This window comes from Paenibacillus sp. FSL R5-0378, from assembly GCF_038009285.1.
Taxonomy (GTDB): Bacteria; Bacillota; Bacilli; order Paenibacillales; family Paenibacillaceae; genus Paenibacillus_AQ; species Paenibacillus_AQ favisporus.
In genome coordinates, this window is the sequence record NZ_JBBPAY010000001.1 from 1,271,806 (window position 1) to 1,296,973 (window position 25,168).

Consider the following 25,168-nt stretch of genomic DNA (forward strand, 5'->3'; position numbering starts at 1 on the left):
ATAGAGGGAGATGGAGCGGGAGATGATCGAGCAAGAGAACGGCGTTTTTCCTGCGGTGTGCCCGCTGGACTGCCCGGATACCTGCAGCCTGCTGCTGCACAAGGAGAACGGTAGAATCGTCAAAGTGACCGGCAACCCCGATCACCCGATTACTCAGGGTGCGATCTGCAATAAGGTAAGAAATATGACGGAGCGGGTTTATCATCCGGACCGGGTGTTGTACCCGATGAAGCGAACGGGGCCCAAAGGGGAAGGCCAGTTTGAACGGATCACCTGGGACGAAGCGGTGACGGAAATTACCCAGCGCTTTCGGGATATTATTGCGGAGCATGGCTCCGAAGCGATACTGCCCTACAGCTTCTACGGTAATATGGGCATTCTCAGCGTCGACGGCATGGACCGACGTTTCCTCAATGCGCTGGGTACAAGCCGTTTGGACCAAACGATATGCAACTCCGCCGGCGGCGCCGGCTGGAGATATACGATGGGCTTCGGCGGCGGAACGACGCCGGAAGATACCGAATACGCCGACCTGATACTGGTCTGGGGCGGCAACATCATCAGCACGAATATGCACCAAGTCGTCATTGCGGAGAGAGCCCGCAAGCGCGGAGCCAAAGTGGTCGTGATCGACGTGCACCGCAACCGCACCGGCCAGTGGGCCGACTGGTTTATTCCGCTGTATCCCGGAACGGATACGGCGCTCGCACTGGGCATGATGCACATCCTGTTCCGCGACGGGCTGACGGACAATGACTTTATGGCCAAGTACACTGTCGGCCATGAGGAGCTGCGGGAGCATGTGAAGGCGTACACCCCGGCCCTTGTATCCCAAATTACGGGCATTCCGGAGGAGGATATCGAGAAGCTGGCCCGTATGTACGGCGAGGCGGAAGCCGCCTACATCCACATCGGCAACGGGTTGCAGCATCATGACAATGGCGGCATGAACATCCGCAGCATCGCCTGCCTGCCGGCCTTGACCGGCCACTGGCTGAAGCAGGGCGGAGGTGCCGCCAAGTCCAACGGCGGCTATAACGCGATGAACAGCGAAGCGCTGGAGCGCCCGGATCTGCGGCCGAACCCGGAGGCGCGCAGCATCAACATGAACCGGATCGGGGAAGCGCTGGCCATGACGGAGCAGCCAATCAAGGCGCTGCTTGTCTACTGCAGCAACCCGCTGGTTGTCGCGCCGGATACGGCACGGGTTCAGGCCGGATTTGCCCGGGAGGACCTGTTTACGGTCGTGCATGACCTGTTTATGACCGATACGGCGAAATACGCCGATATCCTTCTGCCGGCGACCTCTTCCTTTGAGAGCACAGATTTGTTCGGCTCTTACTGGCATCAATATGTTCAGATCCAGGAGCCCGTCATTCCTGCGCAGGGCGAGAGCAAGAGCAACGTGGAGCTGTTCTCTCTGCTGGGCCGGGCGATGGGCTTTGATGAAGAAGCCTTCTCCCAGACGGAGGAGCAGATGATCGAAGCGGCGCTGGATTATCCGGACAATCCCTATCTGAACGGAGTAACCCTGGAGTCGCTGAAGGAGCAGCGCTTCGTCAAGCTCGACATGACGCCGAAGCTGCACTATTTGGACCGGCTGCCGACCCCTTCCGGCAAAATCGAGCTGTATTCCGAAGCGATGAAGCTGGCGGGACTGCCGCCGCTGCCGGAGTATGTCCCGCTGAAGGAAGGCTACGACGGTGAGCGCCGTCCTGCAGCAGGAGAGAGCTTCCCGCTCATGTTCATTTCGCCGCCGAACCACAATTTCCTGAACTCCACCTTCGCCAATGTGGAAAAGCATCAGAAGCTGGAGAAGGAGCCGGTGCTGCAGATCCATCCGGAAGACGCCGCTGCACGCGGCATTACCGACGGGGATCCCGTCTGCGTATACAACGAGCGGGGACGGTATGAGCTGAAGGCTGTGGTCACGGATAAAATGCTTCCCGGCACTGTCGTAAGCCAGGGATTGTGGTGGGCAAAGGACGGCCGCAGGCAGCGGGCCAACGCTTTGACGCCCGACCGCCTGGCCGACATGGGCGGCGGAGCCACGTTCTTCTCAACCACTGTCGAAGTAAAGCGTCAGTGAAGGTCATTGCGGGATGACACAATATGATAGATACTGTCATGTGGGACGGCAGACATAACGATAAATTGCTACAGGTGTCAGCCGGTTTTACGCTTGGCGGACACCTGCCGGAGAGCCCCCAGGGGCTTTCTTTTTTTCGTTCGTGATCTGCCGGTTTCAGATGCCGGACATCTGCCCGGCCTCACCACATACCGCTGCACAGGAGATTCCTAACATGAAATTTCTGCAATCCTATCCAAGGGAAGTTCAAATATTTTTGGCGGCCAGCCTGATCAACTCGGCGGGCGGGTCGCTGATGTGGCCGCTCACCACCATGTACGTGTTTGAGGAGCTGGGCCACTCGATGGCCGATGCCGGCCTGGTCATCATGATCCAGGCGCTGGGCGGCATCATCGGCCAGCTGCTCGGCGGCGCGCTGTACCACCGGGTCGGGGTGAAGCGGCTCATCGTCGGGTCGCTTGGCCTGAATGCGCTTGGCCTGTTCGCCCTGCCCTTCATCAGCCCGTATTGGTATTTATACATGGCTCTGATGGGCTTTATCGGCTTCTGCAACGCCGTGTCCATGCCGGCGATCCAGGCGTTCATCGGCTACCGCTTCGCCGACCGGCGGGGCGAGCTGTTTAACGTCGTGTACGTCGCCAACAACATCGGCGTCGCCCTGGGGACGGCGCTGAGCGGATTCCTTGCCGATCTGTCCTACGACCTGACCTTTATTCTGAACGGGGTCACATCGGCGGTTTTCGCCATGTTTTTCCTGAATTATCTCAGCAGGCTCGATAAGGAGCAGGGGCCGGTTCATCTGCAGAAAAAGGACAAGCCCGAACGCGCCGAAGGTACCTGGTCCCTGCTCTGCAATACGAGGGTTTACCTGTTCATCGGCATCGGTTCCCTGTTCCTCTGGCTGGGGAACTCGATCTGGAACACAGGCGTGTCCCCGTTCATTATCTCCGAGGGCATGCCGAAGCGGGCCTATGGCTTCCTGTGGACGATGAACGGCATTCTCATTTTTGTCGCCCAGCCGCTGACAAGCCTGATCAAGCGCTGGTTCGCACGGACCTCGTCGGCCCAAATTACGGCCAGCGGCCTCTTTTACCTGGGGGCCTATCTTGTCATTGCTGGTCTGCACAGTTATCCGGGAATGGTCATGGCTATGATCCTGGCGACGCTCGGAGAGATGCTGATCTCGCCGGCCATCCCGGCTTTTATTTCCGATCACGCCTATAAGGCGGCTCCGTTCTATATCGGTTTGACCGGGGGAATGGGGGCCGTCGGAAGAATGGCAGGGCCCTATGTCATGGGAATACTGTATGATAACGGAGGAATTATGCCGGTGACCTGGCTGGCGATTGGGGTAGCGGTGCTGTCGGTTGTGTTCTTTGTGACGCACGCGGTCCGCAACCGGCAGGCGGAGATCGATCTGGCCGAATCCTTCGGAAGCTGACGATGACTCAAATACCCCTGAACCTGGTCCTAGTTTACTATCAATCGAGGTGAAGCTGTTATGCCATCCGAACATCGTGTTTTGACCATCCGCCTCTCGGAAATGAGGGACGCCCAGGCGCTGATGGATATCGACGCCCTCGTGTGGAACGAGTGGACCGCTCCGGAACCGGTCCGCTGGTCTTCCCGGGAGGACTATCTGCGTCACTGCCCGCCGGGTTCCCAGCTGGTGGCCGTGGTGGACAACGTGCTGTGCGGGTACATCGGATTTCGTCCGGCTACGGGCCTCTCCAGCAACAGCCATGTTTGTGAAATTAACATTGCGGTTCATCCCGATTATCAGCAGGAGGGGATCGGGTCGAGGCTGATCGAGGCGGGAAAGAAATGGGCGCAGGAGCAAGGAAAACGAAAGCTGAGACTGCGGGTCCTGTCTTCCAACCCCGGAGCCATCGCATTTTACCGCAAATGTGGTTTCGTACAGGAGGGCTGCCTGGAACGGGAATTTTGTATCGGCGGCCGCGATGTCGATGATATATTGATGAGCTGCTTTCTGGCGCGTCCTTAATGGGGCTATGGGGCTATCCGTCCTGTAAAATACCATGATATGACATTTTTTGTGTATAATTAGTCAGTCAGCCCGATATAAAACGGTACAAAAGGGACTTTCACAAGGTGAAGGTTCCTTTTTATACTATAATTAACGCTTTGTCATCAGCAGCATTCAAGAATCCGAATGGTTTCATCCCCGAATGATCAGTTTATAAGGGTATAGCAGAATTTATAGAAGAGGGGTCATAAGAGAATGGATCTTCATCTTGAGGGTAAAAAGGCGCTTGTCATTGCATCCAGTCAGGGACTGGGCAAAGCGATCGCCGCTGAACTGGTGCGAGAAGGAGCCGATGTGATGCTGGTCAGCCGCAGCGACGGCAAGCTGGAGGCGGTACAGCAGGAGCTGCAGAAGCTCGGCAGCGGCGTGGTGGAATATTACGCGGCGGACATTACGATTCCGCATGAAGTGGAAGCGATGGTGCGTTATACGGCCGAAAAGTTCGGCCGCATCGATATATTGGTCAATAACGGAGGCGGTCCGTCTCCGGGAACGTTTGAAACGCTGACGGATGAAGACTGGGATAAAGCCTTTCAGCTGAACCTGCTCAGTTATGTCCGAATGATCCGTGAGGTGCTTCCGCATATGAAGGGACTGGGCGGGCATATCGTCAATTTGACGTCGACGTCAATCAAGCAGCCGATTCCCGGGCTCATTCTGTCGAATACGTTCCGCAACGGCGTAGCCGGCATGAGCAAGTCTTTGTCTCAGGAGCTGGCTCAGTACGGAATCCTGGTGAACACGGTGGCACCGGGGCGGATCGAGACCGACCGGATCATCCAGCTGAACGAATCGAATGCGAAAGCGAAGGGTGTCAGCGCGGAAGAGGTCGCAGAGCAGTCCCAGAGCGAAATTCCGCTCGGACGGTATGGAACGCCGGAGGAATTCGCCAAAGGCGTTGTATTCCTGTTATCGGGTGCCAACACCTATATTACCGGCACAACCCTTGTCATTGACGGCGGGCTGGTACAGGCTCTCTAAGGGCCATCCCAGCTCGTGTAATTCTTTTGTACCGGCGCACCCCCAAATGCTATGATGGAAGCAAGATGATCAATTTGGAGGGAAGCCGCAATGAATCAGGTGGATACCGCTTACCGGATCGTATCGGTGAACGTCGGCAAGCCGATCACGGTGGAGTATATGGGCAAACCGCTCACAACCGGCATACATAAACGCCCGATTGAAGGAGAAGTGTTCGTTGGACGCACGCAGATGGAAGGGGACGGCCAAGGTGACTTGAAAAATCACGGCGGGCCTGACAAGGCCGTGTGCGTCTATCCTGTAGAGCATTACGCCTATTGGAAGCGGGAGCTGGGCATTCCGATGGAGTGCCCGGCCTTTGGCGAGAATTTGACCGTATCCGGGCTGCTGGAAGAAGAAGTGTGCATCGGCGATACGTTTGAAATCGGCGGGACAGTCATGCAGGTCGCCCAGCCGAGATTTCCCTGTTTCAAAATCGCCAGCAAGCATGGGGTGACCGACTTCCCGGCACGGGTGCTGGATACCGGATACAGCGGTTTTTATCTCCGCGTGCTCCAGGAAGGGGTGCTGGACCGCCAATCGTCCATCGTCAAGCGTGAATCCAGCCCGGGCGGCGTGACAGTGGCCGCGGTTCTGCGCCAGCTGGCGCTGGGACGCAAGCGGGCGGACCGGGAAGAGATTGCCCGGATGCTCGAAGTCGAAGCCCTTGCTTCGACCGTGAAGGAGCAGTTCAGCAACTGGCTGGCCTAAACCGGCCAGGCTGCGGCCAGTCCGCCGGCCGCCCAGTTATCCAGCGGCTGCCGAACGTCTGTGTATCGCTGAATGACCGCTTCATCGTATGGCAAAAATGCCGCCGTTCCCTGTCCGTTGGACAGGAGCGGCGGCATTTTGTCTGCCTTGGAGGAAGGGTTTTCAAAACGGGCTACCGAAGCAGCTTCCATTCATTTTGTATCATCCCATAGACCGCGTGATTCACGTAACCTTGGGGTAGCTTCTCCGCTTCACGGACGATTCCCTCGAGAACGAATCCCAGTCGTTCGGGGATTGCGCGGCTGCGGTGGTTGCCCGTTGCGCAGCGGATTTCGACCCGGTTGAGATCCATGTCCATCAGGGCATAATCGACAAAGGTCCGGCAGGCGCTGGTCATGATGCCCTTGCCTTCAAATTCCTTCCCCAGCCAGTAGCCGATGCTGACGGAGCGGTTGTTCCAGTCGATCTGATGGTAGCTGATCAGACCGGCGATTTCATCGTCCACCCAAATGCCGGCGGAAATGCCGCCGTTCTCGGCGCCCTGCTTAATGGCATTTTTCACAAAATTGGCCGTATGCTCCACTTCCCGGATCGCATCCACCCAGGGGAGCCATTCCCGCAGCCGGTCACGTGACCGGTCGGTCAAGTGAAACAGCGGGCGTGCATGCTGCAGCGCCAGGGGCCGGAGCTCAATTTGGTCGTCAAGTGCGTATGTAAACATGAATGAATCCCTCTTTCTTTTCCCAAGATCGGCGAAATTGGCGGCCAGCTTATATATGTAACCAACCATGCGTTTTCACTTCTCCCCTCGTACTTAACGGGACGCTTTAACCTTTTGTTCCAATGCGTATATATCGTCTTCCAGGGATATCATTCTCTGGCTGACCACATGGCGGCAGTCGCTCAGCGCCTGGTTGTACACATGCGGAGCGATGCGTGTCATAAAGAAGTCCAGCACGCCGTCCGCTGCCAGCTCACCGATGGCTTCGCCGCGTTCATGCTCAAAAAACTGCTGGATCTGCAGAATCGCCTGGTCCCGCTGTTCCTTCGCCAGCTTCATCGATTTCATATGCATTTAGGCCCCCTTCGGCTTTTATTTCCATGCTACCTTATTCCTCAAATGGCGTCAAAATGGTATTAGCCCCAATTTTCATGTTTGCCCCTGGATTGGGGAAGGATGTATAAGGCTTCGCGTTCACGTAAAAGGGGAGAGGAGCGCGAATGATTGAACTCTCCCGGCATTACAGGTATATTTATATGAAACAAGCTTTATACAGAGAATAAGATGGACGAGGTCTATCTATAAAGAAGACTTTATGGATGAAAGGTTGATAACTGTGGAGAAACCAAGCACTCCCTCCAATTTTATTAAAAATGTCATAACGGAAGACCTGAAGTCGGGCAAGGTTCAGAAAGTGGTCACCCGCTTTCCTCCGGAACCGAACGGCTATTTGCATATTGGGCATGCCAAGGCGATCTGGATCAATTTCGCGCTGGCCGGCGAATTCGAAGGCGCAACGAACCTGCGCTTTGACGATACGAACCCGCTGAAGGAAGATGTGGAGTTCGTCAGATCCATTGAGGAAGACGTGAAATGGCTTGGATACGAATGGGCGGAGAAGCGTTATGCCTCGGACTATTTCGATGAGATGTACAACCGTGCGGTGCTCTTGATCAAAAAAGGCAAAGCGTATGTCGACGATCAGACAGCCGATCAAATCCGCGAGACGCGCGGCACGCTGACCGAGCCGGGCCAAAACAGCCCTTACCGTGACCGCAGCGTCGAGGAGAACCTTGAGCTGTTTGAGAAAATGCGCAGCGGTGAATTCAAGGATGGGGAGAAGGTGCTTCGCGCCAAGATCGACATGGCCTCGCCGAACATCAACCTGCGGGATCCGGTCATTTACCGGATCGCCCATGCCACGCACCACAACACGGGGGACAAGTGGTGCATTTACCCGATGTATGCGTTCGCCCATCCGCTGGAGGACGCCATCGAAGGCGTAACGCACTCCCTCTGCTCGCTGGAGTTCGAGGATCAGCGCCCGTTCTATGATTGGGTCATCCAGGAATGCGAAATGGAGAGCACACCGCATCAATACGAATTCGGCCGCCTGAATCTGGCACAGACGCTGACCAGCAAGCGGAAGCTGAAGCTGCTCGTAGACGAGAAGATCGTCGACGGCTGGGACGATCCGCGCATGCCGACGATTTCCGGACTCCGCCGCCGCGGCTACACGCCGGAAGCGATCCGGAATTTCGTGTACGAGACCGGCATCTCGAAGAGCCAGGGTTTGGTGGATTTGCAAATGCTGGAGCATTTTATCCGCGAGGACCTTAAGCTGAAGGCTCCGCGGACGATGGCGGTGCTGCGGCCGTTGAAAGTGGTCATCACCAACTATCCAGAAGGCCAGGTGGAATGGCTCGAAGCGGAGAACAATACCGAGAACCCGGACATGGGCACGCGGCAAATCCCGTTCTCGCGCGAAATTTACATCGAGCAGGACGACTTCATGGAGGACCCGCCGAACAAATATTTCCGTTTGTTCCCGGGCAACGAGGTCCGGCTGAAGAATGCCTATTTCATTAAATGCCATGACTTCGTGAAGGATGAGAACGGCCAGGTGACGGAAATTCACTGCACCTATGATCCGGAAACGAAGAGCGGCACCGGCTTTACCGGCCGCAAGGTCAAGGGAACCATCCACTGGGTCGAAGCTTCCCATGCCGTACCGGCGGAGTTCCGTCTGTATGAGCCGCTGATCAAGGCGGAAGAGACGGATGTCACGGCCGAGGAGAACGAAGCCGAAACAGCAGAGAAAAGCTTCCTGGACGAAATCAATCCGAACTCCCTCGAAGTGCTGCACGGCTTTGTGGAAGCGGACATGAAGAATGCCAAGCCGCAGGACAAGTTCCAGTTTTTCCGGCACGGATATTTTAACGTGGATTCGAAGTATTCTGCGCCCGGACAACCGGTATTTAACCTGGTCGTCTCCCTGAAGAGCTCCTTCCAAATGCCGAAATAAGGCGGGATCGGCTCGGCACAAGAACCTATGAGAAGGCCTGCAACGTTCGAATGACATATAGAAAAGCCAGCCGCAGATGCAATCACCCAGCGGCTGGCTTTTTGTTTATGTTTGGCTTGCTCTGTCTCGCTTATGTCAAGCTTTGGCCCGGCCAATCGGGTCCAGCTTCTTTAGAACGGTGAATCGTCATCATCTGCAGGCCCGGTCACAGTTCCGGCAGCCCCCGCCTGGGTATGATGCTGAACGCGAATCCAGTACCACATAATGCCGAAGCCGGCCGCGCCGATCAGCGCCAGCATCACGCAAATTTTGTACATGGCCGCGCCGCCGAAGTTCTGGAACAGCCAGCCGCCGGCCAGGCTGCCGAGCATGCCGGAGATGCCGCTCCAAGTGAGCGTGTAGAGCGCCTGAGCGGGTCCGCGGAATGGGGCCGGCGTCAGCAGTCGCACCACCTGGGTTCCGACAAAGAAGAAGCCGCCGAAGGTGATGCTGTGAAGGATCTGGATGACGGCGATTTCGACCGGGCTTGTGGCGTTCGCCATCAGCTGCCAGCGAAGGACAAACAGAAGGCTTACAAGGGAAAGGCAGCCTACGAGCGTGGACAATTTACGCCTTAGATAACGATTGAACAGAATCAGCACGCCGATCTCCAGAATGGACGACAGGAAGACGGCCAGTCCCACTACCGTTTTTGATCCTCCCAGTTCCGTGATATAGAGCGACATGAACGTATTATTCATAAAGGTGGGGACGGAGACAGCCATGCCCAGAACGATAAAAGCGATAAAATAACGGTTCACCGCAAACCTGCCAAAGCCCCGGAGACGCATCGGCGGCGTTTCGGAGGTCCGCTTGAGCGGAGGCAGGAGCAGGACGGATACGATCGCCAGGACAAGGATTCCCGTAAACACGAAGGAAAGGCGGGAGATTCCGATCCGGTCGAGGAAGAGGCCGGCCGCCACAGCGGTCACCGCCCAGCCTATAGAGCCCCACATCCGGAACGCGCCGAACCGGTGCGGCTGATCCGGAATATAGCCGAGAATCAGCGTGTTGCTCTGCGCAAACATCGGGCTTTGAAAGAAGAAAAAGAGCATCATGGCCACATAAATCATCGTAAACGTATCGGCATGAAATACAAATTGAGTCAGCAGCAGGGTACCCGCCATCATGAGCAGCAGGCTGCGCTTGGTGTCACGCAGGCGTTCGCTGGCAAACGTCCAGACCGGATTGGCCAGCAGGGAGATCAACGGCCCCAGTGCCATCAGGCTGCCGATTTCCAGTTTGTTCATTCCCGCATCCTGCAGGTATAATTGAAAATAGCTGGTGAAAATCACCATGGTGCCGTAAATTAAAAAGTTGAACGCCTTGAGCGACGTTAACGAAGACGGCTTGCTTCCGTTTTCCTGCACGCTAGCACATTCCTTTCCGGCCGTTTGCTAATATATAGGTTGAACTGAAGTTCCGCATTGTAATCTTCTGATGACCCGCTTCTGTGCGCAAAGTTAGAAAATCTTCCGTTCATTCCATATCGAAAGCGGCGTTTTAAAGACTGCCAATCCCACTTTATCATTAGTTGAAAAGGGATACAAACCAACTTTTGAGAATTATCCCATAATTTATTTGGAGCTACTTTAAATGTATGAAAAATAGGACCTGGATTGCCTGTTCATGCTTGTAACGAGAGGGATGAGACGAACGATGTTCAAGGTCACAGGAATTTTGCTTGCCGGGGGTCAATCCAGCCGGATGGGGACCGATAAGGCACTGCTGAACGTGAACGGTGAAACGGTAATCGAGCGGATCGTCCGCTTGATGTCGCCGTCTGCTTCAAATATCATCATTTCGGTTAATGACGACGAAAAGTATGCGTTCCTGGGCAAAGAAGTGGTGCATGACCGTTATCCGGGACAGGGACCGCTGTCGGGATTGCATGCCGGACTGCAAGCTGCCGCCACGCCTTGGAGCATCATCGCGGCTTGTGATATGCCGTTTGTGACGGAAGAGGTTTTTCGTTTTCTGGCACAGAAGGCAGAAGAAGCGGCGGCGGTTATGGATGATAAAAGCGGACTCCAGGCCATCGTCCCGGTATCGGGGGGACGCATTCAGCCGCTGCTGGCTGCCTACCATCGCAGTGTTCTGCCGTCCCTGGAGACGTGCTTGTCTTCCGGCCGGCTGCGCCTGACCGGGTGGCTGGAGCAGCTGAAGGTGTGCTATGTCTCCGAGGAAGAGCTTATCCAGGAGCTTGGGCCCGGTGCGGACAAAGCCTTCTATAACATGAATGAGCCTTCAGACTATAAGCGCGCCATGACAGGTCTTTCTTGAGAGAGGATTTGTGTTAAGTTGTCTGTATATTCCGATTTTATGCATAGGTCAGTAGGTTAGGTTTCGTCGGCAAGCCTAAACTATATAGAAAAAGGACGTGCCCCTTCCCGTTTAGGGAGAGAAGCACGTCCTTTTTATTTGAAGAAATTAATCTTCTACTTTCGGTTTCCGGAATTTCATCAGGAACTCATAAACAACCGGCACGATGACCAGCGTCAGCAGCGTGGAGCTGACCAAACCGCCGATAACCGTGATGCCGAGACCTCTGGAGATGATACCGGCACTGTTCTCCAGTCCCGATACGAGCGGCAGCAGGGCACCGATGGTGGCGAGCGCCGTCATCAGAATCGGACGGAGACGGGTGGCTCCGGCTTCCAGCAGCGCTTCGCGCGTCGACAAGCCTTCGCGTTCCTTGTGAATCACCCGGTCGATCAGCACGATCGCGTTGGTCACGACGATACCGATCAGCATCAGGGCGCCCATCAGGGCCGATACGTTCAGCGTCTCTCCGCCGATCCAGAGGCCGACAAGTCCGCCAATGATCGTGAACGGCAGGGAGAACAGGATCGCAAACGGCGCCAGGCCGCCGCCGAAGGTCACGACGAGCACGAAGTAGACGATGGCGATCGCCGCAGCCATGGCCAGGCCGAGCTGGGTGAACGTATCGTTGATCTGCTCGGTCGTGCCGCCGAATTTAACTTCGACGCCATCCGGCAAGTCGATCTTGTCGATTTCCTTTTGCAGGTCCGAAGAAGCTTTGCCGACGTTGGAGGTGACGATGTTGGCCGTCACGTCCACGACCATTTTGCCGTCGTTGCGGGTGATCGTATCCGGCGACGTGCCTTTTTCCACTTTGGCGACTTCTTTGATCGGAACGTTCATGCCCAGCGGCGATTGAACCGTTTCGTTCTCAATGTCGTTGATGCTCTTGTATTCCTTATTATCGGTTTCGATATAAACCTTGTAGTCTTTGTTGTCGACCGTCACTTCGGTCAGCACCGGACGTTCGCGGACCGGGCTTAGCTTCATGGCGATTTGACCGGCCGTCAAGCCCATCGAGCTTAGCTTTTGCTGATCCGCCACGATCGTGTATTGGTCATAAGCTTTGGTCAGGCTGGTTTTCGCTTTTTCAAAATTATCCGTGTCTGCCTGCACCAGCTTCAGGATTTGCTCGGAGACCGGCTTGATATCATCCAGGCTGTTGCCGTAGACGCTGACGCTGAGCGAGCTTCCGCCCATGCCGCCGGACATGTCCATCAAGCTCCATTCTCCGGTGGATACTTGTTTCTTCAGACCTTCCACCAGGTTTTTCTTCACGTTCTCAAAGTCTTTCGTATCTTTGTTGTACTCTACATAGAACAGACCCGAATTGGACGACGAGCCCCCGGCCAGCGGATTGCCGCTGCCGCCGACGGAGTACTGCATCTTGTCGATGTTCGGCTGGCTCAAAATGTATTTCTCGGCTTCAAGGGCCCGCTTCTCCACGGTTTCCAGCTGAGCGCCAGGTTCAGGCGAGTAGGTCACCATGATGTATTTGTCCTCCTGATCCGGCAGGAAGCTGGTGCCGATCAGCGGGGTCAGGAAGAAGCTTGCTACGAGCAGAATAACCGCGGATCCGAACGTGATCAGCTTGTGGGACAAGGCCCAGTTCAAAATCCGCTGGTAGCCGCGTGCCATCCGGCCCGGCTTGTCGTGATCATGCTGCTTGGAGGACTTGATGCCCTTCTTGAACAAGCTGTGGGCCAGCATCGGCACGAGGGTGATCGCTACGAGCAGGGAAGCCAGCAGGGCGAAGACCATCGTAAGCGCAAACGGCATGAACAGCTCGCCGACCATGCCGGTAACGAACGCCAGCGGCAGGAAGACCGCGATCGTTACGATCGTCGAGGACATGATCGGAACGAACATTTCGCGCGTCGCTTCGCGGATCAGTTCGCGTCCGCGCAGCTTCTCGCCGCTGCTGGTCAAGCGGCGGTAAATGTTCTCGATGACGACGATGGAGTCGTCGACGACGCGGCCGATCGCGACGGTCATCGCGCCGAGCGTCATCATGTTGAGCGTAATATCGAGCCGCCACAGAATCAGCAGGGCGATCAGCAGCGACAGCGGAATCGACAGGATCGAGATGATCGTGGAGCGAATGTTCCGCAGGAAGATCAGGATGATGATAACGGCGAAGAGCGCGCCGAAGACCGCTTTATCCAGCATCGTCGATACGGAGTCTTCGATCGGTTTGCCCTGGTCGAGCAGCACCGTAAGCTCCATGCCTTTGAACTGGCCTTCAAGGTCTTTGGCTTTGTCCTTCACGGCATTGACTACGTCCACCGTGTTGGCGTCATTGTCCTTGACGATTTGCAGGCCGATCGAGGCCTTGCCGTTCGTGCGGGACACCGACTCCGCGCTGCCGACCACCTTGATGTCGGCGATATCGCTGAGCTTCACCGTCGGAATGCCGGTTGGAACGCCGGCCTGGCCGCCTTGAATGGAAGCAGCAGCATTGCCTGCTCCAGCATTGCCTGCCCCAGCGCCGCCAGCACCGGCTGCGCTGCCTGCGCCTGCACCGCCAGCAACACCCGCGCCACCGGCACCTTGACCGGCTGCCCCAGCAGTACCGCTCTGTCCTTGTGCGCTGCCCGCTCCCAGCGTAACCGGAATCGTCAGCTTTTTCAAATCATCGAGCGTCGTGATGTTGCCGTCCACGACTACCGCTTTGGAGGACTGCTCCAGATTGAACAGACCGAGCGGAACCCGTACGGAGGAGCCTTGAACGATACCCTTGACGGTATCTTCAGTCAGGCCGAGCTGGGCCATTTTCTCCTTATTAAATGTCAGCTGGACTTCCTTGACGTATTGTCCGGAGACGGAGACGGAAGCGACACCTGGAATTTTCTCCAGTTCAGGCACGACTTCGTCCTCAATGTTTTTGGTCAGACCCTCAAGATCGCTTGAGCTGTCGGACGCGCTGAGGGATACGACCGGAAATGAGCTCAGGCTGAACTTGGAGATCGTCGGCTTCTGGGCGCCGTCAGGCAGCGTCACTTCGTTGAGCGCTTCCCGGACGGCTGCGGTGGCCTGATCGAGGTCCGTGCCGTAGTCGAATTCCATGGCGATGTTGGCTGCGTTCTCCATAGACGTAGAGGAGACGTTCTTGACCCCGTCCACGTTCTGCAGCCGCTGCTCCAGCGGGATCGTAATATCCTGCACGACGCCTTCCGGCGCTGCGCCCGGGTAAACGGCGGTCACGCTAAGAAACGGGATGTTGATATTCGGAATCGTCTCCTGCTTCATCACCAGCCCGCTGTACAAGCCGGCGGCGGCGACGATGACCGTCAGGATCCAGATGGCGAATTTATTGTTCAATGAAAAATTAATAATGCTCTTCATTTCGCAGGTTTCTGCTCCTCTCCTTTGTATCTCTTGCTCACGCTTCAGGTACGATCGGTTCTTGAAAACACGTACAGCCTGCAGATTTCCTTCAATTCGCGGCTTAAGGAAACAAGCTCGGGCACGCTCTCCAGGTTGGCGATCATGCCGGCCAGGATCGCTTTGCGCGGTTCGATGTCCCGAAACTCCTTGTCGATGATATCGATCGACTCCTGAGCCAGGTCACGCTCTGGTCCTTCCGGCAGCTTGTCCTTTAAGAGATCCCGCATCTGCTTGGTAATAATAAGCGGATGCCGCAGGCTCCCCCCGGACCGGTCCTTCAGCTTCTCCGTCCACTCGGTCCATATCCCGGGGGAAATAAGCGGATCCCGCTGCGACCGGACCATGCCGCCGGCGACTTCGTCCAGCAAAAACACGATATGATCGGCAACCCGCCGGATGTTCAGCGGCAGACCCGGAATAAACAGCGTCCGGATATATCCGTCGAGAAGGCCCACCACAAACATGGTAAGGTCCAGCGTGTAGGGATAGACGTCATCCCCGTAAATTTGCTCGAGCTTGTTTTTGAACCACTGGATGCCGATGATTTGCTTTTCACGCAAATGTTTCTGGGAAGGTGGCTTTTTTCCCGAAGCATGGTGATCCTGAATCTGCACCACCAGAAACTCCCGGAGTTCTACGAGCAGATTCAGCACGACTTCCAGCTGTTTCCGCAGCTGTTCTTTGGGAGTCAGAAGGTGTTCCTGTTCCACCTGCATAACGCTGTCCCGGATCAGGCCCTCACAGTACAGGTAGATGCTGCTCTCCAAATCCTCCTTGGATTTGAAGTGCAGATACAAGCTGCCTTTGGACATGCCGCAGTATTCCGCGATTTCCTGCATGGAGGTGGCCGAAATCCCCTTTGTGGAAAACAGCTGCAGGGCGGTTTTCAGAATCTGTTTTTTCTTGTCCGCCAATTTCTCAGACAAATGCACCTTCACCCCTTTCTGACACTTCGGTTCTCAAATTGACCGCCTAGTCAGAACGATTATATTACAAAGCGAAGGTCGTTTTCAAACAACCCGGCGCCATTTACAAAAAAAGGCACCTTCCTGGTTGTATTACGCAGGAAGGTGCCGGTTGGGCTCCACATTTATAGGGAATGAATATGGCGAAATTGTGACGGTTTAGATAGGCGGTTCTCTTAACCCATACAGCCGGGAAACATACCGGTCGAAATGGCCAGCCGGTTCCAGCAGTTAATGGCGTTGATGGCCATCAGCAGGTCGACGATTTCCTTCTCGTCAAAATGTTCTTTGACCCTGCCGAACACCTCATCCGGGACGCCTGCCTCGGAAATTTTCGTCACGTATTCCGCAAGCTCCAGTGCTGCGCGCTGCTGCTCGGTGAATACAGGGGCCTCCCGCCATACGCAGACCAGCGTCAGCTGCTCCTGGTAATCTCCCAGCTTGAGCAGGTCCTTGCTGTGCATATCCAGGCAAAACGCGCATCCGTTAATTTGCGACACCCGGATCTTGATCAGCTCGGAGAGCACCTTGTCGATCGTAGTGCTCTGGGCAAACTGCTCAAAAGCAAGCATCGCTCTAAGAGCCGGCATATTGGCGTCCTTGTAATTCAATCTGATTTCCATCGATAACAGCCTCCTTTAGGTTCGTTCACAAAGAAGACTGATCAGGTGCGGGATTTGTGACATCATTCCATAAAAAAGCAAAAAAAATTATGAGATCAGCTTCAAACCTACCGCTGAGGCCAAAATCATCGCAATAAACAGAATCCGCCGCCATTCCTTGGGCTCGCCGAACAGAAACATGCCGGCCAGCGTGCTGCCGACCGTACCGATGCCGGTCCAGACGGCGTACGCCGTTCCCATCGGAATCGAGTTCATGGCGTAGGACAGCAGGGAGAAGCTGACGATAAAGGACAGGATCAGCATGACATATGCCGGCAGCCCTTTCTTTTGCGTGACGCCCTTGATCCCGATGACGCCGAACATTTCGCACAGGCCGGCGATGACGATTGCAATCCAAGCCATCAGTGATTCGCCTCCTTTTGTCCCTTGCCGTCTTTGTCAGTGACCAGCTTAAGGCCGATCACTCCGGCGAGAAGAACGAGAATGAGCAGCGACTTGGACCATCGGAACGGTTCGCCGAAGAACAGCATCTCGGCAACGACGGTGCCGGCCGTTCCCAGGCCGGTAAACACCGCATACACCGTCCCGACCGGCAGATGGTTCGAAGCGTTAATAATGAGAATGAAGCTCGCGATGATAGCGATGACCGTAAGAATCCATTCAAGCGCATTGTCCGAGTGCTTCAGGCCGGACACCCACAGCACTTCCACAACGCCCCCGATAATAACAGAAAGCCAGTGGCGGTTCATGATGATCCTCCTTTATTTGTCCGTTAGGATGCCACTTGCGTCAAATATGATGAATGCCCGCCCAGTATACGGGCCATGATGCCGCCAGTCTTCGCTGCGATCCCTCCAGCCCGCCGCACACCATTTCGATGAGGACCCCGTCGATCAGCGTCATGTAGGCGACGGCGGCACCGTCCGGATCTTTAACCGGGAGGTGGCCGGCGGAAGCGTGGTGGCGCATGACGCGAATCATCCGCTTTTCCATCGAATCCAGAAACGGAAAGACCAGTTCCATGACCTGATCATGCAGCGAGGAAGGTGGAAAGTAGGCCATGCGCAGCACAAACTTGGTTTTGCTGCTCCGGGTGTACTCCTCCTGGAGATACTCCAGCAGTCCTTTGAGCCGCTGCTCGAGCGGCTGGTCTTTCAGGCTGATATAGCGGCGGATAATCCGGGTCCCTTCCTCATCGAGGGCGCCCTTCAGCGTCTGCAGGAACAGCTCATCCTTCCCTTTGAAATGCGCGTAGATGGACGGCTTTTTGATGCCGACTTCCTCGGCTATTTTTTGCAGGGACGCTCCTTCATATCCATCCTTGGCAAAATGCGATAATGCAGCTTCGAGCAGGGTGTTTTTGGCGTTCATATCATCGACTCCTGTTGACTACCTAACGGTCGTTAGGTGATATTTTTTCACACAATGCAGCCAATGTCAAGAAGATGGGCATTCTAACATCAGGCATGCACGGAAATTTCAGGCGGGCTTGTCCATTCGATAAAAATTCGTAGGAACTTTGAACTTGTTCATGTAAAATATACCTTATGGGTTTGGACGATGACCATGGATATGCATGTTTTTTAATGATACTTAAGAGAGGTAACATATGAGACGGGGAATACAAATCTTTATCATTGCCGCGATATTATTTGCGTTTTACTATTTTGGTTTCGGCGTGTTCGGCAAAACCGCGGGAACCATTGTCAGTATATTTTCCACGCTTACCGTCGTGTCGCTCGGGTTCATGATTTTTATGGAAAACCGCAACCCGTCCTCGACGATGGCCTGGATTTTGCTGCTCGCCCTGATGCCGGTGGTGGGTCTGTTCTTTTATCTGCTCTTCGGGCAAAATTACTTCAAACGGCGCAAGTTCGATAAAAAAGCCGAGCAGGACCTCAGAACATATGACCGGCTGGAAGAGAATGGTGCGCGGTTCCATCCGGATCTATCTTCCTTTAATCCCATGCAGCAGCAGCTGCTGCATCTCTCGCAGCGGCTGGCGCGGACTCCGATTTCCTTCTCCAGCGATACCAAAGTGCTGACCAACGGGCAGGAAACGTTCTCGACCCTGCTGAAGGAGCTCGAGAAGGCCAGGCATCATATTCATATGGAATACTACATTTACCGCGCCGATCATATCGGAACAAGGATTCAGCAGATTTTAATTGAAAAGGCCAAAGCCGGCGTGCAGGTCCGTTTTATGTACGATGCCTGGGGAAGCATGCAGCTGCCCAAATCGTTCCTCCGGGCCATGCAGGAAGCCGGGGTTCAGGTCGTCGCGTACGGAAGCTCCAAGGCGTTTTTTCTCTCCCGGGTCAACTTCCGCAACCACCGCAAAATCGTCGTGATTGACGGCAAGGTTGGCTTTATCGGCGGGCTGAACGTCGGGGACGAGTACCTGAGCCGCAATGCGGCATACGGCTTCTGGAGAGATACCCATATGCGCGTCAGGGGCGAGGCGGTGCGGACGCTGCAAATTATTTTCCTGCAGGACTGGCTCTATATGACCGGGGAAAAGGTGCTGGACGCCGAATATCTGTCTCCCGAGCTGGCGGAAAGCAGCGGCGGCGCCGTGCAGATTATCCCGAGCGGACCGGACAACGACCGGCGTACGCTCAAAAATATTTTCTTCTCGATGATCACCTCGGCGCAGAAATCGGTCTGGCTGGCGACGCCTTATTTTATCCCGGACGACGATATCCTGACGTCTCTGCGCGTGGCCGCGATGTCGGGGCTCGACGTACGCATTCTTTTTCCGTCCAAGCCGGACAAGTGGCTGCCGTTCCTGGCTTCCCATTCGTATTTTCCTTCGCTGCTCGACGTGGGCGTCAAAATTTACGAATACGAAAAAGGGTTCCTGCATTCCAAGCTGCTGATCATTGACGGCGAGGTGGCGACGATCGGAACCGCCAATATGGACATGCGCAGCTTCCATTTGAATTTTGAAGTGAACGCGCTGCTGGTGCAGACCGAGAGCGTGCAGCGGATCGTGTCGGACTTTGAACGGGATTTGGTGTATACGAAGCAAATCATTCCCGATAAATTTAATAAGAAAAAAATACCGGAACGCTTTATGGAGTCGCTCGCGAGGCTGCTATCCCCTTTGCTGTAGCGGCTTTGCGGTGGTACGAGGTAGGCGGAAAAGCTTCTTTGGGCGGCCCGTGAGTGGTTGACATTCACGCGGCCGCCGATTATATTTGTGATAATGATTCTCATTATTGTGGACGGACGTTATTAGATTGGTTTAAATCATATGATGGGCAGAATTGGGGGTTACGGGAAAGATGACGCTTTTGCAAACGGAAGCATTGACGCTGGGGTACGGCGATACCGATATTATTAAAGACCTGCATTTGGACATTCCCGAAGGCAAAGTTACGGTTCTGATCGGCAGCAACGGCTGCGGCAAATCCACGCTGCTTCGTTCCATGGCGCGTCTTTTGCGTCCGAAGAGCGGATCGGTTCTGCTCGACGGCAAGGAAATCCACCGGACGTCGACCAAGGAAGTTGCCCGGAATATGGCAATTCTGCCGCAGGGACCGACGGCTCCGGAAGGACTGACCGTGCTTCAGCTGGTGAAGCAGGGGCGTTATCCGCATCAATCGTGGCTGAAGCAGTGGAGTGCGGAGGATGAGCGTCTGGTGAACGAAGCGCTGGAAATGACGCGCCTCACCGATTTGGCTGACCGCGCGGTTGACTCCCTGTCCGGAGGACAGCGGCAGCGGGCCTGGATCGCCATGACGCTGGCGCAAAACACCGACCTGATTCTGCTCGACGAGCCGACGACGTACCTGGATTTGAGCCATCAGATCGAGGTGCTGGATCTGCTGTATGAGCTGAACCGTGAGCAGGGACGGACGATCGTGATGGTGCTTCATGACCTGAACCTGGCCTGCCGTTACGCCGATCATATGATTGCCGTGAAGAACCAGGGCGTCTATTGTGCCGGTGCACCGGAAGACGTGCTGACGCCGCAGATGGTCAAGGAAGTGTTCTGCATGGACTGCATGATTGCGGAGGATCCGATCTTCGGAACGCCGATGTGCGTGCCGCACGGCAAAGGCCGCTTGTGCGGAGACCGGTGCAAGCTGTCGGCGGTCTGCGAAGCTTAGTGAATGCATTCTTTGAGCGGGAATTCACTTGAATTGTAATAACGAGATGGAACATATAACAGAAGGCGCTTCTGCATAACAGAAGGCGCCTTTTTTGCGTTGTGTGATCATAACAGCCGTCTATCCGGATGAAATGACTGTGCTGATCAGGTCCAGGTCAAAACCAGGAGAATGGGAGGACGCCTGTGAAAGCACCGGTGCTTGGTAACGCATCAGAAGGTCGTAAATCCTAGCAGCTTCTGCACGCGGAACAGAAAGTCCTTGAACCAGGTGGACTTTTCCTGATACGCGCTCAGGTCCAGACTGTAATGCCCGTCCCGGTTGTTCCAGAGCCGGTCAAAATAGCCGGCCATCTGCCGGTCCAGCGCATCGCCGCGCGGAACGGATATCCAGAGGTCGTTCTCCAGATTGTAATTGTCCAGGTTTCGCGGCGTGAGATTGGTCGAGCCGCCCATGATCACGGAGCTGCCTGAAGGGTTGGAGATGTACATCAGCTTCGTATGATACTGCTCCTCGGTCGTGTTGTACCAGCGGATGGCGATACGGCCATCGGAACGTTTAGTGAGCTCCTTAGCGACGGGACGGTTCGGGATACCGATCTTGTCCTGGCCGAACGCGTTCTGATTGGGGTCAAGCAGCAGCCGGATGTTGACTCCGCGGTCGGCGGCATCCAGCAGGGCGCTCATCACCTTTTCATCGGCCAGATAGAACATGCCCATCCACAGGGTGGACCCTTGCGGCGCCCGGTTGATCTCCAGCAGTGTATATTTGTCGATTTTGCCTTCGGTCAGATAGCGGACGGCTATTTTCCCTTCGGATGATTTCTTAGCGTCCTCGGAGGCTGGGGTATAAACCGGGAGTTGGTAGTCTCCGGACAGCCGGGCCGCCGCCTGCTCGCCTTTCAGGATATCGCCGATAATCGGGCCTTGCACCTCAAAGGCAATATTGGAGTGGTAAGCGCTGGCATCATGCACGTTGCCGGAAGAGACCAGGGCGGTCTTCTCGCTGACCACAACCTTGCGGTGGTTGGCCTTGACGTTCAGCATTTTTAAATACGACCTTGCAGTGACCTTGGGCCCCTCGTTGGCCATCAGGTTCGGTATCCATCCTTTGCCCGACTGGCCGAACCACTGGATAAACGTCCGCCACACGGCGGAGTAGATCGGGTTCGAATCCCGCAGCGGATCCACATCGGTCACGACGACCTGGATGCCCGCTGCCTTCATCGCTTCGAGCAGGGAGTTCGGGGCGGAGCCGTAATTCGTATTGATCTGGTCCGTAATAAAGACGATTTGCATCTTGGGATACTGCTTTTTATGCGCGATGAGCTTGTCCGCCAAGTCCTTGCTGACGGTCGGAAACTTCTGCCCTTTATGCTTGTAATCGTTAAACAGGAACAGATCAATGACAAGAAACTCCCTGGATTCATCGACAATCTGCATGATCCGATTCGTAATCTGGGGCTCATGGATGACCTGCCCTTGGTTATCAGGGTAAGTCAAGTCGCGATAGAAGCGGACTTGATCGACATGGTAGAGTGGGCTCTCGTAAGATATGCCGGGAGGAAGCGGCTTGTGTGTCTGATAAACGATGACCCCGGCGAGCCAAAGGATGAGCAAGCAGGCTGCAGCCAGAATCCAGCGCCGAACCCGGCGTTTACGGCTTTTCCCCTGCGGCTGCCAGCTGGCCGAACGCGAATGGTACGGTTCAGGTGCGTGCTGGGATGGGATATGGTGGGTCATCGAGTCATCGCCTCCTTTGCTTGTCCACTGCATCGGGGTTAAACGGCAGGGTTCTCTGAGGGAGTGCCCCACGGTTTGGAACCCTGCCTTGCTTGGTACAGCGGTCTAACCAACTATTAACGTCGAAAGGGCCTGTTTGAAGCAGCGGAACGTTGTCATCATATGGGAAAAGGGCATGGTGACCCTAGGTAGCCTAGAAAAACGTGCCATACAGCAAATAGATGTTCAGCGCTGCGATGACGGCTGCTACGATCCAGGCCAGTATCCGCACCCAGCGCGGGGCGATAAAAGGTCCCATCTTAACGGGATCGGAAGTGAATTTGACCAGCGGGAACACGGCAAAGGACAGCTGCAGCGAAAGGATGACCTGGCTGAAAATCAGCAGCTGGCCGGTGGAGCCTTCCCCGTAAATTCCGATCACGATCACGGCGGGAACGATAGCGATCAGGCGCGTGATTAGCCGCCGGATCCATGGCTTCAGGCGGATGTTCATAAAGCCTTCCATAACGATCTGGCCGGCGAGCGTTCCCGTTAGCGTCGAGTTTTGGCCGGAAGCGAGCAGCGCGACGGCGAACAGAACGCTGGCCGCACCGGTGCCGAGCAGCGGAGTAAGCAGCTGGTAGGCGTCTTGAATCTCTGCTACTTCAGTATGCCCCGTTGAATAAAAGGCAGACGCCGCAAGGATCAGAATGGCCGCATTGACGAACAGGGCGATGGTGAGCGCCACGGTGGAATCCGCGGTAGCGAAACGGATGGCCGATTTCTTGCCGGCAATGGACTCATCGTACCGCCGGGTCTGCACGATCGAGGAGTGCAGGTACAGGTTGTGGGGCATGACAGTCGCGCCGAGCATGGCCAGGGCGATGTACAGCATTTCCGGGTTCTGCACGATGTCTGCCGTCGGAACGAATCCGGCCATGACCGCGCCCATCTCCGGCTTGGACAGGAACAATTCGACCCCGAAGCACATGATGATCACAGCGATAAACGAAATGACCAAAATTTCGATATGCCGGAATCCTTTATTTTGCAGCAGCAGCACCAGAAGGACGTCCACGGACGTGATGAGGACGCCTGCCAGCAGCGGCAGGCCGAACAGCAGCTGCAGTGCGATGGCTGAGCCGATGATTTCGGCCAGATCGCAGGCCGCAATCGCCAGCTCGCATAATATCCAGAGCCCGATGCTGACGGGCTTACTGTAATGATCGCGGCAGGCCTGGGCCAAGTCCCTTCCCGTAGCAATGCCAAGGCGGGCGGACAGGGACTGAAGCAGGATCGCCATCAGGTTCGAAATCATGATGACCGACAGCAGCGAGTAGTTGAACATGGCTCCGCCGGCCAAATCGGAGGCCCAGTTGCCGGGATCCATGTATCCGACGGCGACGAGGTATCCGGGACCCGCGAAGGCGAGCATTTTGCGGAAGAAGCTGCCCTTCAAGGGAACCTTCATCGATTTATGGACCTCAGGCAGGCTGGGCGGACCGCCTCCTTTGCGCCAGCCGCTTCCGGCGGCCGCCAGTCGGCTCTCCTCACTTGCGTTCATGGGCAGCACTCCTTTCACAACAATCTTTCGATTCAAATTGAGTCTAAACGGCTATCACATCCTATTGGAAAGCACCTGGGCGGTTGCATGTACTTCAAAAATTTTCCCCAAGGAAACTTTGTGGGCTCCTAAGCCAACGCTTCGGCCGAACAACCTGCAAAGCATTGATGGCTCGCTGCTGTAACGTGTGCCTATGTGAGCAGCCAGCATTACACCGCGATGTGTGAACCGGGTCGCGGAAGGGGAAGGTCGCGGCCTTGTGAACTTTGGTCAGCCGGATGCGTTATCCGGGATGTACATGTCGGCTCGGTTGAGGCAAGTTGGCGAATTTACCAGAGGTTCTGTGGTATAATAATCTCTTTAGAGAATCGTGAGGTGACGAGCGGGTCACGAAGTTAATTAAAGTTTGCAGCATATCCATGAAAGGGGCGCATCAGATGAACGGAAACGAAGCGGAAAGCGGGTCTTTGCTGCCCGAAATACCTACAGGGGAAAGAAAAATCGAGCACGTGCGCCTGTGCTTGAACGAAGATGTAGGCAGTGGCGTAACCTCCGGCCTGGAGCAGTACCGCTTTCGCCACTGTGCGCTGCCGGAGATCGGCTTCGAGGAAATTTCCCTCGAAGCCTCCTTCCTTGGGCGGACGCTCCGGACGCCGTTCCTGATCAGCTCCATGACGGGCGGAAGCGAAGCGACCGGGGCGATCAACGCCCGCCTGGCTGCCGTCGCCGAGCGGCGCGGCTGGGCGCTCGGGGTCGGCTCGGTCCGCGCGGCGGTGGAGAAGGAGGAGCTTGCGCCGACCTTCCATGTGCGCGCGCATGCGCCAACGATCCCGGTGATCGCGAACCTGGGCGCGGTCCAGCTGAACTACGGCTTCGGCGTGGAGCAGTGCCAAAGGGCCGTCGATATCGCCGGAGCGGACATGCTCGTGCTGCACCTGAACGGTCTGCAGGAGGTATTCCAGCCGGAGGGGAACACGAATTTCAGCGGGCTGCTGACCCGGATCGGAGAGGTGTGCCGCCGGCTGGACGTGCCGGTCGGCGTCAAGGAGGTCGGCTGGGGCATCGACGGGGATACGGCGGCGCGGCTGTACGACGCCGGCGCGGCTTTCGTCGATGTGGCCGGCGCCGGCGGGACTTCGTGGAGCCAGGTCGAGAAGTTCCGCAGCCGGGACGCGGTTAGGCGCCGGGCGGCGGAGGCGTTCGCGGGCTGGGGCATCCCGACCGCGGAGTGCATTGCCGAGGTGCGGGCGGTATCCCCGCACGGAGGGCTGATCGGCAGCGGCGGGCTGCAGGGCGGCGTGGACGCCGCCAAGGCGCTGGCGCTCGGCGCCGATCTCGCGGGCTTTGGCCGCAGCCTGCTCGGCCCGGCCGTCTCGTCCGAGCAGGCGCTGGACGAGGCGCTGGCGCAGGTCGAGTTCGAGCTGCGCACCGCGATGTTCGGCATTGGCGCGGCGGACGTCGCCGCGCTGAAGGGTACGCGCCGGCTGTTGCGGACCCGGACCTGACCCGGGCGGCGGACCGCAGCCCCCAGGCCGCAGG

At 56.1% G+C, this 25,168-nt stretch carries 22 protein-coding genes; 10 read left to right on the plus strand and 12 right to left on the minus strand.

Annotation, left to right across the window (positions count from 1 at the left end):
• Positions 1-22: 22 nt before the first annotated feature.
• From MKY74_RS05620 to MKY74_RS05640, 5 genes are all read left to right on the plus strand, one after another.
• A complete protein-coding gene (locus MKY74_RS05620) occupies positions 23-2,089 on the plus strand; it encodes a molybdopterin-containing oxidoreductase family protein (protein ID WP_076174773.1) in 2,067 nt (688 codons plus the stop codon).
• A gap of 214 nt (positions 2,090-2,303) precedes the next feature.
• Entirely contained in the window at positions 2,304-3,530 is a 1,227-nt protein-coding gene (locus tag MKY74_RS05625) for an MFS transporter (RefSeq protein WP_076174771.1), read from the plus strand.
• Positions 3,531-3,590: 60 nt separating this feature from the next.
• Positions 3,591-4,094 carry a GNAT family N-acetyltransferase gene (locus MKY74_RS05630; protein WP_076174768.1) on the plus strand — a complete coding sequence of 168 codons (504 nt, stop codon included), beginning with the start codon at positions 3,591-3,593 and terminating at the stop codon, positions 4,092-4,094.
• Positions 4,095-4,331: 237 nt separating this feature from the next.
• A complete protein-coding gene (locus tag MKY74_RS05635; protein WP_076174766.1) occupies positions 4,332-5,117 on the plus strand; it encodes an SDR family oxidoreductase in 786 nt (261 codons plus the stop codon).
• A 90-nt stretch (positions 5,118-5,207) separates the two neighbouring features.
• A complete protein-coding gene (locus tag MKY74_RS05640; protein WP_076174763.1) occupies positions 5,208-5,867 on the plus strand; it encodes an MOSC domain-containing protein in 660 nt (219 codons plus the stop codon).
• On the opposite strand, the gene MKY74_RS05645 is transcribed toward MKY74_RS05640, so the two are convergent.
• The 3 genes from MKY74_RS05645 to MKY74_RS05655 form a co-directional block, all read right to left on the minus strand.
• Positions 5,864-6,058: a hypothetical protein gene (locus MKY74_RS05645; protein ID WP_076174760.1), complete on the minus strand. Its 195-nt coding sequence runs from the start codon at positions 6,056-6,058 to the stop codon at positions 5,864-5,866. The genes MKY74_RS05640 and MKY74_RS05645 overlap by 4 nt on opposite strands.
• Complete coding sequence (locus MKY74_RS05650) at positions 6,040-6,588, minus strand: GNAT family N-acetyltransferase (RefSeq protein WP_076174812.1); 549 nt, start codon at positions 6,586-6,588, stop codon at positions 6,040-6,042. The genes MKY74_RS05645 and MKY74_RS05650 overlap by 19 nt, the downstream gene beginning before the upstream one ends.
• A 93-nt stretch (positions 6,589-6,681) precedes the next feature.
• Positions 6,682-6,936: a DUF2164 domain-containing protein gene (locus tag MKY74_RS05655; RefSeq protein WP_076174757.1), complete on the minus strand. Its 255-nt coding sequence runs from the start codon at positions 6,934-6,936 to the stop codon at positions 6,682-6,684.
• A gap of 268 nt (positions 6,937-7,204) precedes the next feature.
• Here MKY74_RS05655 and MKY74_RS05660 point away from each other — a divergent pair, with 268 nt between their 5' ends.
• A complete protein-coding gene (locus MKY74_RS05660) occupies positions 7,205-8,893 on the plus strand; it encodes a glutamine--tRNA ligase/YqeY domain fusion protein (protein ID WP_076174809.1) in 1,689 nt (562 codons plus the stop codon).
• Positions 8,894-9,063: 170 nt separating this feature from the next.
• On the opposite strand, the gene MKY74_RS05665 is transcribed toward MKY74_RS05660, so the two are convergent.
• Entirely contained in the window at positions 9,064-10,302 is a 1,239-nt protein-coding gene (locus MKY74_RS05665; protein ID WP_076174755.1) for an MFS transporter, read from the minus strand.
• A 259-nt stretch (positions 10,303-10,561) separates the two neighbouring features.
• Here MKY74_RS05665 and mobA point away from each other — a divergent pair, with 259 nt between their 5' ends.
• A complete protein-coding gene (gene mobA, locus MKY74_RS05670; protein WP_144025508.1) occupies positions 10,562-11,215 on the plus strand; it encodes a molybdenum cofactor guanylyltransferase in 654 nt (217 codons plus the stop codon).
• A 147-nt stretch (positions 11,216-11,362) separates the two neighbouring features.
• Here the strand turns inward: mobA and MKY74_RS05675 are convergent, their stop codons facing one another.
• The 6 genes from MKY74_RS05675 to MKY74_RS05700 all read right to left on the minus strand — a co-directional run bounded on the left by MKY74_RS05675 (position 11,363) and on the right by MKY74_RS05700 (position 17,600).
• Positions 11,363-14,599 carry an efflux RND transporter permease subunit gene (locus tag MKY74_RS05675; protein WP_076174750.1) on the minus strand — a complete coding sequence of 1,079 codons (3,237 nt, stop codon included), beginning with the start codon at positions 14,597-14,599 and terminating at the stop codon, positions 11,363-11,365.
• 44 nt (positions 14,600-14,643) lie between these two features.
• The gene (locus MKY74_RS05680; RefSeq protein WP_076174747.1) at positions 14,644-15,567 is read right to left on the minus strand and encodes a TetR/AcrR family transcriptional regulator; all 924 of its coding nucleotides are present in this window, start codon (positions 15,565-15,567) and stop codon (positions 14,644-14,646) included.
• Between the two features lie 215 nt (positions 15,568-15,782).
• Positions 15,783-16,229, minus strand: coding sequence for a carboxymuconolactone decarboxylase family protein (locus tag MKY74_RS05685; protein ID WP_076174745.1), 447 nt, complete (start codon positions 16,227-16,229; stop codon positions 15,783-15,785).
• Positions 16,230-16,316: 87 nt separating this feature from the next.
• The gene (locus MKY74_RS05690) at positions 16,317-16,631 is read right to left on the minus strand and encodes a DMT family transporter (protein ID WP_076174742.1); all 315 of its coding nucleotides are present in this window, start codon (positions 16,629-16,631) and stop codon (positions 16,317-16,319) included.
• Entirely contained in the window at positions 16,631-16,978 is a 348-nt protein-coding gene (locus MKY74_RS05695; RefSeq protein ID WP_076174740.1) for a DMT family transporter, read from the minus strand. Before MKY74_RS05695 ends, MKY74_RS05690 begins: the two co-directional genes overlap by 1 nt.
• A gap of 40 nt (positions 16,979-17,018) precedes the next feature.
• Positions 17,019-17,600 (minus strand): TetR/AcrR family transcriptional regulator, encoded by a 582-nt coding sequence (locus MKY74_RS05700; protein WP_076174738.1) that lies wholly within the window; start codon positions 17,598-17,600, stop codon positions 17,019-17,021.
• Between the two features lie 238 nt (positions 17,601-17,838).
• Here MKY74_RS05700 and cls point away from each other — a divergent pair, with 238 nt between their 5' ends.
• Together cls and MKY74_RS05710 are read left to right on the plus strand one after the other, a co-directional pair.
• Complete coding sequence (gene cls, locus MKY74_RS05705; protein ID WP_076174735.1) at positions 17,839-19,344, plus strand: cardiolipin synthase; 1,506 nt, start codon at positions 17,839-17,841, stop codon at positions 19,342-19,344.
• A 172-nt stretch (positions 19,345-19,516) separates the two neighbouring features.
• Complete coding sequence (locus MKY74_RS05710; protein WP_076174732.1) at positions 19,517-20,344, plus strand: ABC transporter ATP-binding protein; 828 nt, start codon at positions 19,517-19,519, stop codon at positions 20,342-20,344.
• Between the two features lie 212 nt (positions 20,345-20,556).
• Here MKY74_RS05710 and MKY74_RS05715 read toward each other — a convergent pair whose 3' ends face one another.
• Positions 20,557-22,086: a phospholipase D family protein gene (locus MKY74_RS05715; protein WP_084204129.1), complete on the minus strand. Its 1,530-nt coding sequence runs from the start codon at positions 22,084-22,086 to the stop codon at positions 20,557-20,559.
• Positions 22,087-22,279: 193 nt separating this feature from the next.
• Positions 22,280-23,629: an Nramp family divalent metal transporter gene (locus MKY74_RS05720; RefSeq protein ID WP_076174730.1), complete on the minus strand. Its 1,350-nt coding sequence runs from the start codon at positions 23,627-23,629 to the stop codon at positions 22,280-22,282.
• Between the two features lie 437 nt (positions 23,630-24,066).
• On the opposite strand from MKY74_RS05720, the gene fni reads away from it, so the two are divergent.
• On the plus strand, positions 24,067-25,134 hold the full coding sequence (gene fni / locus MKY74_RS05725) for a type 2 isopentenyl-diphosphate Delta-isomerase (protein ID WP_084204128.1): 1,068 nt from the start codon (positions 24,067-24,069) through the stop codon (positions 25,132-25,134).
• The last annotated feature ends 34 nt before the right edge of the window (positions 25,135-25,168 follow it).

Coding starts and splice junctions, on each gene's coding strand:
- MKY74_RS05625 (WP_076174771.1), top strand. CDS start 2,304: ATGAAATTTCTGCAATCCTATCCAAGGGAAGTTCAAATATTTTTGGCG.
- MKY74_RS05685 (WP_076174745.1), bottom strand. CDS start 16,229: ATGGAAATCAGATTGAATTACAAGGACGCCAATATGCCGGCTCTTAGA.
- MKY74_RS05700 (WP_076174738.1), bottom strand. CDS start 17,600: ATGAACGCCAAAAACACCCTGCTCGAAGCTGCATTATCGCATTTTGCC.
- MKY74_RS05695 (WP_076174740.1), bottom strand. CDS start 16,978: ATGAACCGCCACTGGCTTTCTGTTATTATCGGGGGCGTTGTGGAAGTG.
- fni (WP_084204128.1), top strand. CDS start 24,067: ATGAACGGAAACGAAGCGGAAAGCGGGTCTTTGCTGCCCGAAATACCT.
- MKY74_RS05675 (WP_076174750.1), bottom strand. CDS start 14,599: ATGAAGAGCATTATTAATTTTTCATTGAACAATAAATTCGCCATCTGG.
- MKY74_RS05645 (WP_076174760.1), bottom strand. CDS start 6,058: ATGGAAGCTGCTTCGGTAGCCCGTTTTGAAAACCCTTCCTCCAAGGCA.
- MKY74_RS05710 (WP_076174732.1), top strand. CDS start 19,517: ATGACGCTTTTGCAAACGGAAGCATTGACGCTGGGGTACGGCGATACC.
- MKY74_RS05690 (WP_076174742.1), bottom strand. CDS start 16,631: ATGGCTTGGATTGCAATCGTCATCGCCGGCCTGTGCGAAATGTTCGGC.
- MKY74_RS05640 (WP_076174763.1), top strand. CDS start 5,208: ATGAATCAGGTGGATACCGCTTACCGGATCGTATCGGTGAACGTCGGC.
- MKY74_RS05635 (WP_076174766.1), top strand. CDS start 4,332: ATGGATCTTCATCTTGAGGGTAAAAAGGCGCTTGTCATTGCATCCAGT.
- MKY74_RS05650 (WP_076174812.1), bottom strand. CDS start 6,588: ATGTTTACATACGCACTTGACGACCAAATTGAGCTCCGGCCCCTGGCG.
- cls (WP_076174735.1), top strand. CDS start 17,839: ATGAGACGGGGAATACAAATCTTTATCATTGCCGCGATATTATTTGCG.
- MKY74_RS05630 (WP_076174768.1), top strand. CDS start 3,591: ATGCCATCCGAACATCGTGTTTTGACCATCCGCCTCTCGGAAATGAGG.
- MKY74_RS05720 (WP_076174730.1), bottom strand. CDS start 23,629: ATGAACGCAAGTGAGGAGAGCCGACTGGCGGCCGCCGGAAGCGGCTGG.
- MKY74_RS05620 (WP_076174773.1), top strand. CDS start 23: ATGATCGAGCAAGAGAACGGCGTTTTTCCTGCGGTGTGCCCGCTGGAC.
- MKY74_RS05655 (WP_076174757.1), bottom strand. CDS start 6,936: ATGAAATCGATGAAGCTGGCGAAGGAACAGCGGGACCAGGCGATTCTG.
- mobA (WP_144025508.1), top strand. CDS start 10,562: ATGCTTGTAACGAGAGGGATGAGACGAACGATGTTCAAGGTCACAGGA.
- MKY74_RS05715 (WP_084204129.1), bottom strand. CDS start 22,086: ATGACCCACCATATCCCATCCCAGCACGCACCTGAACCGTACCATTCG.